General features: G+C 72.1%; 7 protein-coding genes. 6 read left to right on the forward strand and 1 reads right to left on the reverse strand.

The features are described 5' to 3' along the window. Positions 1-1,391, forward strand: a 1,391-nt coding sequence (locus x551_RS15355) for an AsmA-like C-terminal region-containing protein (protein ID WP_036249297.1), incomplete at its 5' end; no start/stop codon positions are given. Continuing rightward, positions 1,388-2,206, forward strand: a complete 819-nt coding sequence (locus x551_RS15360; RefSeq protein ID WP_036235276.1) for a carbon-nitrogen hydrolase family protein — start codon at positions 1,388-1,390, stop codon at positions 2,204-2,206. The genes x551_RS15355 and x551_RS15360, both read left to right, overlap by 4 nt. 20 nt (positions 2,207-2,226) lie before the next feature. Here x551_RS15360 and x551_RS15365 read toward each other — a convergent pair whose 3' ends face one another. Further along, complete coding sequence (locus tag x551_RS15365) at positions 2,227-3,462, reverse strand: FAD-dependent monooxygenase (RefSeq protein ID WP_036249300.1); 1,236 nt, start codon at positions 3,460-3,462, stop codon at positions 2,227-2,229. A 129-nt stretch (positions 3,463-3,591) separates the two neighbouring features. On the opposite strand from x551_RS15365, the gene x551_RS15370 reads away from it, so the two are divergent. The 4 genes from x551_RS15370 to x551_RS15385 are packed head-to-tail and all read left to right on the forward strand — an operon-like array spanning position 3,592 to position 8,180. After that, the gene (locus tag x551_RS15370) at positions 3,592-4,632 is read left to right on the forward strand and encodes an SPFH domain-containing protein (RefSeq protein ID WP_036249303.1); all 1,041 of its coding nucleotides are present in this window, start codon (positions 3,592-3,594) and stop codon (positions 4,630-4,632) included. A 34-nt stretch (positions 4,633-4,666) separates the two neighbouring features. Continuing rightward, on the forward strand, positions 4,667-6,343 hold the full coding sequence (locus tag x551_RS15375) for a DUF4178 domain-containing protein (protein WP_051512066.1): 1,677 nt from the start codon (positions 4,667-4,669) through the stop codon (positions 6,341-6,343). Beyond that, complete coding sequence (locus tag x551_RS15380) at positions 6,340-6,564, forward strand: DUF350 domain-containing protein (RefSeq protein ID WP_036235278.1); 225 nt, start codon at positions 6,340-6,342, stop codon at positions 6,562-6,564. The genes x551_RS15375 and x551_RS15380 overlap by 4 nt, the downstream gene beginning before the upstream one ends. Positions 6,565-6,593: 29 nt before the next feature. Then, a complete protein-coding gene (locus tag x551_RS15385) occupies positions 6,594-8,180 on the forward strand; it encodes a polyamine aminopropyltransferase (RefSeq protein WP_036249306.1) in 1,587 nt (528 codons plus the stop codon). Positions 8,181-8,270: the final 90 nt, after the last annotated feature.

Consider the following 8,270-nt stretch of genomic DNA (forward strand, 5'->3'; position numbering starts at 1 on the left):
CGGCCTGGTGGCGCGAGCTGGGTCCGGAAGGTGCCCGGGTGCTGCGCGGCGGCATCGGCGTGCAGGATGCGATGCCGCAGCCGGGCGAGGGCGTGGCGGCCCACCTCAACCTGCCCTACCTCGACCTCGATGCCTGGCAGAAGGTGGCCGAGACCTGGAGCGGCGGCAGCGGCGCTGCGCTGGCGGGCCCCGGCGGCATGGGCTACGCGCCGACCACGGTGGCGCTGCGGGCCAAGGAACTCGTCACCAGCGGGCGGCACCTGCACGAGGTCGTGGTCGGTCTGACGCGCGGCGTCGCGGTCGACGACGCCACCTGGCGCGCCAACCTCGATGCCACCGAGTTCAACGGCTACGCCGAGTACCGCCCGCCCGGGGGTGCCCGCGCCGCGACCGAGGGTGCCGGCCGTCTCCACGCGCGCCTGTCGCGGCTGTCCCTGCCCAAGAGCGAAGCCGACGCGGTCAGCTCGCTGCTCGAGCAGGCCTCGCCGGCCAGCGTGCCGGCGCTCGACATCGTGATCGACGACTTCGAACTGCGCGGCAAGCGCCTCGGCCGGGTCGAGATCGAGGCGCAGAACCGCGAGGCGGAAGCCGGCGAGACGGCGCGCGAATGGCGGCTGAGCAAGTTCCGCCTCGTCACGCCGGAGGCGCAGCTCAATGCCAGCGGCCGCTGGTCGGCGGCCGCGCCCGGCGCGGCGGCGCGGCGACGAGCGACCATGGACTTCAAGCTCGACATCGCCGACGGCGGCGCGCTGCTCGCACGGCTCGGCCAGGGCGAGGTGGTGCGCGGCGCCAAGGGCCAGCTGGCCGGACAGGTGAGCTGGCTCGGTTCGCCGCTGGCGATCGACTACGCCAGCCTGGGTGGACAGGTCCGCGTGGCGGTCGAGGGAGGGCAGTTCCTGCAGGCCGATCCCGGCATGGCCAAGCTGCTGGGCGTGCTCAGCCTGCAGTCGCTGCCGCGTCGCCTGCTGCTCGATTTCCGTGACGTGTTCGAGCGAGGCTTCGTGTTCGACAACATCACCGGCGACGTCAGCATCGCGCAGGGCGTGGCGAGCACACGCAACCTGCGGATGCGCGGCGTGCAGGCCGTGGTGCTGATGGAAGGCAGCGCCGACGTCGAGCACGAGACCCAGGACCTGCGCGTCTGGGTGGTGCCCGAGATCAATGCCGGAGCGGCTTCGCTCGCGGTGGCGGCCATCAACCCGGCGGTCGGCCTGGGCAGCTTCGTCGCGCAGTGGCTGTTGCGCCGGCCCATCATGAACGCGGGCACGCGCGAATTCCACGTCACCGGACCGTGGGCCGAGCCCAAGGTCGAGCGCATCGAGCGCAAACTCGGCGACGCGGTGCCGACCGACGAGGCGGCCTCGGCGCCGGCGTCCAAGGAGTCGCCATGAAGATCGCAGCCGTGCAGATGGTGTCCACGCCGCGCGTCGCGGAGAACCTGGCGCGGGCCCGGGCGCTGATCGGCCGGGCGGCCGACGCCGGGGCCGAGCTGGTGGCTCTGCCGGAGTACTTCTGCCTGATGGGCCAGCGCGACACCGACAAGCTCGACGTGGCCGAGGCCGACGGCAGCGGCCCGATCCAGGACCTGCTGGCCGCCGCTGCCCGCGAGTGCGGCGTGTGGCTGGTGGGCGGCACGCTGCCCTTGCGCATCGACGGGCGCCGCGACCGGGCCCACAACACCACGCTAGTGTTCGGCCCCGACGGCCGGCGCGTGGCGCGCTACGACAAGGTCCACCTGTTCCGCTTCGACGACGGCGAGCGACGCTACGACGAGGCCGCCACGCTGCTGCCGGGCGCCACGCCGGTGGCCTTCGCGCTCACCGACCGCGCCGGGCACACCTGGCGTGTCGGCCTCAGCATCTGCTACGACCTGCGCTTTCCCGAGCTGTACCGCGCGCTCTGCGTGCCGCCCTGCGACCTGCTGCTGGTGCCGGCCGCCTTCACCTACCCCACCGGCCAGGCGCACTGGGAGCTGTTGCTGCGCGCGCGGGCGGTCGAGAACCAGTGCATGGTGCTGGCGCCGGCGCAGGGCGGCCGCCACGAGAACGGCCGCCGCACCTGGGGTCACACGATGATCGTCGGCCCCTGGGGCGACGTGCTGGCGGTGCAGGCCGAGGACGAGGGTGTGGTGATCGCGAGCCTCGACGCTGCCCGCATGGCGCAGGTGCGCGCGCAACTGCCTGCGCTGCAGCACCGCGTGCTGTAGCGCCGCTGCACGCGGCCGCGTCAGCGCCAGCCGAACATCATCTGCCGAGCCAGCAGTCGCTTGGCCGGCGACAACGCCTGCAGCGCCGCCAGACCCAGCCCGCGGGCGCTGGCCAGGCCGGGCAGCGGCCAGGTGAAGCTGCGGGCCAGGAAGTCGGTGGCGGCGATCAGCGCCCAGCGATCCGGGGCACGTTGCCATTCCACCCGCTTCAGCACGGCATCGAAGTCGCCCGCCGCGGCCGGTGCCGCCTGCAGCGCGGCGACCAGCGCATGCGCGTCGCGCAGCCCGAGGTTCAGTCCCTGGCCGGCCACCGGGTGCAACGTCTGGGCCGCATTGCCGATGCGCACCGTGCGGCCCTCGACCAGCGTGCGCTCGGCATTGAGCCCGAGCGCGAAGCGCTTGAGCGGCGTGATCGCCACGAGGCGGCCGACGCGAGGAGGGAACACCTGGTTCAGCACCGCGAGGCGCTGCGCGTCGTCGAGATCGTGCACCGGGTCGTCGGCGGCATCGACGCACCATACGAGCGCCGCGCGCGCGGCGCCATCGAGCGGCGGCAGCGGCAGCAGCGCCGCCGGACCCTGCGGGGTGAAGCGCTCGTAGGCGGTGCCGGCCGTCGCCGGGTCGCCCGGGCCGGCCAGCGTGACCTGGCCGACCCAGGCGGTCTGGCGGTAGTCGTGCGCCAGTGCCTTGCGCGCCTGCGTCGAGAACACGCCGCCTTCGGCCACCACCGCCAGGTCGTGCAGCTCGGCGATGCCGGCGTCGACCTCCACACCCCCCGCAGCCGGCTTGAGCGCCGCGACCGGCGTGCCGAAGCGGGCCGACAGCCGCCGCGGCTCCTTGGCCACGGCCTCGAACCAGGCGGCTTGCAGCGGCGCGACGATCGCACCGTAGCTGGCCACTGCGCCGAGCTGGTCGACGCCGCACTCGGTCGCCGTCAGCAGCAGCTCGGGTGGCGGCAGACGCAGCACCGAAGCCAGGCCACTCAGCAGCAGCGCGGGCTGCTGCTGCGACACGTGCACCGCGGTAATCGCCGTGCTGGCCGGCGCGATGCTCGGCCAGACGCCCAGGCGCTCGAACTCCTGCACGCTGCCGAGCGAGAGCGCCAGCGTGCGCGGATCGCGCGACACGTCCAGGTCGGCGGGCCGCGCGTCGAACACGTGCACGCGGGCCTCAGGCAGCGCGCGCGCCGCGTGCAGCGCCAGCGCCAGCCCCACCGGACCGGCGCCGACCACCGCGAGTGAAAGTTCTGCTGCCATGACCCGCCCTGCTGGCGGCCAGCCGGCACGCCCCCGGAAGAGGGGCGGCGCGACCCGGACCGCGGTCTATGATCCCGCCGCTATTGTGTTCGCTTCCCTCGCTGCAACCCGCTTCACTGGAGGTTCCCCATGGCGCTGATGGATTTCATCAAGAAGCAGTTCATCGACATCCTCGAATGGACCGAGGGCGACGACGGCACGCTGGCCTGGCGCTACCCGATGGCCGGCAACGAGATCCAGTACGGCGGCTCGCTGACGGTGCGCGAATCGCAGATGGCGGTGTTCGTCAACGAGGGCAAGGTGGCCGACGTGTTCGGCCCCGGCATGTACAAGCTCACCACCCAGACGCTGCCGGTGCTGACCTACCTGAAGAACTGGGACAAGCTGTTCCAGTCGCCGTTCAAGAGCGACGTGTACTTCTTCAGCACGCGCCAGCAGATCGACCAGCGCTGGGGCACGACCCAGCCGGTGACGATCCGCGACAAGGACTTCGGCGCGGTGCGCCTGCGCGCCTTCGGTAACTACGCCTACCGCGTGGCCGATCCCAGGCTGTTCCACACCGAGATCTCGGGCACGCGCGAGCGCTATACCGTGGCCGACCTCGACGGCCAGCTGCGCGCGCTGATGCTGCAGCACATCAGCGACGCGGTGGCCTCCAGCGGCGTGCCCTTCCTCGACCTGGCGGCCAATCAGGTCGAGTTCGCGCAGCAGCTCGCCACCGTCACCGCGCCGGCCTTCGAGAAGATCGGCCTGAAGCTCGAGGGCGTGACGGTGCAGAACGTCTCGCTGCCCGAGGAGCTGCAGAAGGTGCTCGACCAGAAGATCGGCATGGGCATGGTCGGCGGCGACATGGGCAAGTTCATGCAGTACCAGACGGCGCAGGCGATCCCGAAGTTCGCCGAAGGCGGCGGAGCCGGTGGCGGCAGCGGTATCGCGGGCGACGCGATGGGCCTGGGCGCGGGCGTCGCGCTCGGTCAGGTGCTGGCGCAGAACCTGCAGCAGGGCCTGCAGGGCGGCGGCGTGGCGGCGGCCCCCGCCGCGCCGGCCGCGATCGCGCCCGACCAGGTGATGGCGACGATCGAGAAGCTTGCCGACCTGAAGGCCAAGGGCATCCTCACCGACGAGGAGTTCGCGGCGAAGAAGGCCGAGCTGCTGAAGAAGCTGGTGTGAGGTGATGGCGGGCCCTGACTCACACGGCTGAGCCTTGGCCACCGATCCCTCGCCCCAGCGCGCCTACCGCGCCGCCTGCCCCAACTGCGGCGCGGCGGTCGAGTTCCGTTCGGCCGCGTCGGCGCTGGCCGTCTGCAGCTACTGCCGCAGCACGCTGCTGCGCGAGGGCGACGCGCTGCGGCGCATCGGCCAGAGTGCCGAGCTGTTCGACGACCACAGCCCGTTGCAGCTCGGCACCGCCGGGCGCTGGCAGGGTGCGGCGTTCACGCTGGTCGGCCGGCTGCAGGTGCGCTATGCGGGCGGCAGCTGGAACGAATGGCATGCGCTGTTCGACAGCGCCGACCCGACCGACGCCGCGCCGCGCTCCGGCTGGCTCAGCGAGGACAACGGGGGCTACGTCTTCGGCTTCGAGGCGCCGGCGCCACCCGAGGCCCTGCCGCCGCCCGAGGCGCTGCGCGTTGGCGCGCAGCAGGTGCTGGGCCGCGAGAGCTGGTCGGTCGCCAGCGTCACCACAGCCAGGCTGGGGGCCGCCGAGGGCGAGCTGCCCTTCGTGCCGGTGCTGGAGCGCGCCTATGTCGTGGCCGAACTGCGCAATGCGCGCGGCGAGGTCGCCAGCATCGACTACGGCCCGGCCAGCGAAGGCCGGCCGCCGCGCTGGTACGTCGGCCGCGGCCTGCAGCTCGCCGAGCTGACGCTGTCGGGCCTGCGCGAGGACGGCAGCACGCGCGATCTGAAGGGGCGCACGCTCGCCTGCCCGAGTTGCGGTGCGTCGGTGGCGGTGCAGCTCGACAGCACGCAGTCGATCGTCTGCGCGCAGTGCCATGCGGTGGTCGATCTGGGCGCACCCGGCGCGCAGGGCGCGGGTGCCGACCTGAAGCACTACGCCCAGGACACCCCGGGCGTCGCCGGCGGCGAGCCGCTGATCGCGCTGGGCCGCAGCGGCACGCTGACCCTCGGCGCTGGCGGGCCGCTCCCCTGGCAGGTGGTCGGCTACGTCGAGCGCTGCACGCTGCCCGAGGCCGGCGACGACGAGCAGAGCTTCTGGCGCGAGTACCTGCTCTACAACCGCCAGGCCGGCTTCGCCTTCCTGGTCGATGCCGAGGACGGCTGGAGCTGGGTGCGGCCGCTGACCGGCGCGCCGCAGGTCAGCGGCGCCACCGCCCGCTGGCAGGGCGACAGCTACCGCGAGATCTACCGCTACAGCGGCCAGATCACCTACGTGCTCGGCGAGTTCTACTGGCGGCTGGCGCGCGGCGAGCGCACCCGCAACACCGATTACCGCGGCCCCGGCGGCAAGCAGCTCAACCGCGAGCAGACCGGCGAGGGCGGTGACGCGAGGTCACCTGGTCGGCCGGCGCGGCGCTCGACGCCGACCTGCTGTTCAAGGCCTTCAAGCTCGACGACGGCCAGCGCGCCGCGCTGCAGCGCGACGCCAAGCCGGTGTCGACAAAGGGCTTCGGCGGCATGGCCGGGCTGTTCCTCTTCCTGCTGTTCGTTGTGGTCGTCTTCTCGATGGTGCGTTGCGGCCGCGACGACTGCAGCGAGCTGCGCCGCACCTACGGCGAGGCCAGCAACGAGTATCAGAGTTGCGCGCGCAACAGCGGCAGCGGCGTGCGCAGCTCGGGCGGGTCCTACGGCGGTTTCAGCACCGGTGGCGGCGGGCACAAGTAAGCTGCCCTCGATTCATCAACACAGGAGCGACGCATCATGATGGGTTTGGAGTGGCTGAGGCCAGGGGTCTTCTTCGGCTCGATCCTGTTCGCGCTGATCGGCGTGCTGGTGTTCTGGATCTGTTTCGTGATCATCGACAAGCTCACGCCCTACGACCTGTGGGCCGAGATCGTCGAGAAGCAGAACAAGGCGCTGGCGCTGGTGGTGGCGGCGATGTGCCTGGCGATCGGACTGATCGTCGCCGCGGCGATCCATGGCTGACCGCGCGCACCGGCGCAGCCGGCCGGCGCGTGAGCGAACCGGCGGCACTCGATGGCGCGGCCGACGGCCGCGCCGCAGCAGCGGTGCGGCCGGCCGAGGTGGCCTTGCTCGCCTCGGTGTTCGTCGTCGCGGCCTGCGGCCTGGTCTACGAGCTCGCAGCAGGGGCGCTGGCGAGCTACCTGCTCGGCGACTCGGTCCTGCAATTCAGCACCGTCATCGGCGCCTACCTGTTCGCGATGGGCATCGGCTCCTGGCTGTCGCGCCACATCGAGCGCCAACTGGTCGCGAACTTCCTGCGCATCGAGCTGCTGGTCGGCCTGATCGGCGGGCTGATGCCGGCGGCGCTGTTCGTCGCGCACAGCCTGCTGCCGGTCAGCGCGGTCGCGCCCTTCCGTGCCCTGCTCTACGGGCTGGTGCTGGCGGTGGGCATCCTGGTGGGCCTGGAGATCCCGCTGGTGATGCGCCTGCTCAAGCGCCACTTCAGCGAGCGTTACGCGCTGAAGGACCTGGTGTCGCAGGTGCTGACCTTCGACTATCTCGGTGCGCTGGCCGTGTCGGTCGCCTTCCCGCTGCTGCTCGTGCCGCAGCTCGGGCTGGTCCGCACCGGCGTGGTGTTCGGCCTGCTGAACGTCGCCGTCGCGGTGTGGGCGCTGTGGCTCTTCCGGGCCGAACTGAGGGCCTGGCGCGCGCATGCGCTGGCCTGCGCTGCCGTGCTCGCGGCGCTCGGTGCTGCGCTGATCGGGGCCGACCGGCTCACGACCTGGGCCGAGGACCGCTTCTACGGCGACCGCATCGTCTTCAGCCAGAGCTCGCCCTACCAGCGCGTCGTCGTCACGTCGGGGGCGGCCGGCGTGCGGCTGTTCCTCAACGGCAACCTGCAGTTCCACTCGCGCGACGAGTACCGCTACCACGAGGCGCTGGTGCATCCGGCGATGGCGGCGCATGGCGCGCCCAAGCGGGTGCTGGTGCTCGGCGGCGGCGACGGCATGGCGGTGCGCGAGGTGCTGAAGCACCCGACGGTCGAGCACGTCACGCTGGTCGAGCTGGACCCGGCGATGACGCGCCTGTTCTCGACCGAACCGCTGCTGATCGCACTGAATGGCGGGGCGCTGAAGTCGCCCAAGCTCACGATCGTCAACGACGATGCCTTCGGCTGGCTGGACCGCCACGACGCGCTGTTCGACGTGATCGTGGTCGACTTCCCCGACCCCAGCAACCACGCGATCGGCAAGCTCTACTCGACCAGCTTCTACGCGCTGATGGCCCGCCATCTCGCGGCCTCCGGCTACGCGGTGGTGCAGACCACCTCGCCGCTGATCGCGCGCAAGAGCTTCTGGACGGTGGTGAGCACCATCGAGGCCGTGGGCCTGCAGGCGACGCCCTATCACGCGCACGTGCCGAGCTTCGGCGAATGGGGCTTCGTGTTGGCCGGTCAACGTCCGCTGGCCACGCCGCGCCGACTGCCCGAGGGCTTGCGCTTCCTGACCGTCGAGGGCCTGCCCGCGCTGTTCGACTTCCCGCCCGACATGGCCCGCGTGCCCGCCGAGCCCAACCGCCTCAGCACCCAGGGGCTGGTGCACACCTTCGAAGAGGAATGGGGCCGCGTCCACCAGTGAGTGCCGCACGCCGTGCGCTGCTGGCGGCCGGCGGCGCGCTGGCCACCTGGCCGTGGCTGGCCGGTTGCGAGCGCGCGCCGGTCGAGGTGC

Origin of the sequence: Methylibium sp. T29 (assembly GCF_000576205.1) — a bacterium.
GTDB classification, from domain to species: Bacteria; Pseudomonadota; Gammaproteobacteria; order Burkholderiales; family Burkholderiaceae_C; genus Methylibium; species Methylibium petroleiphilum.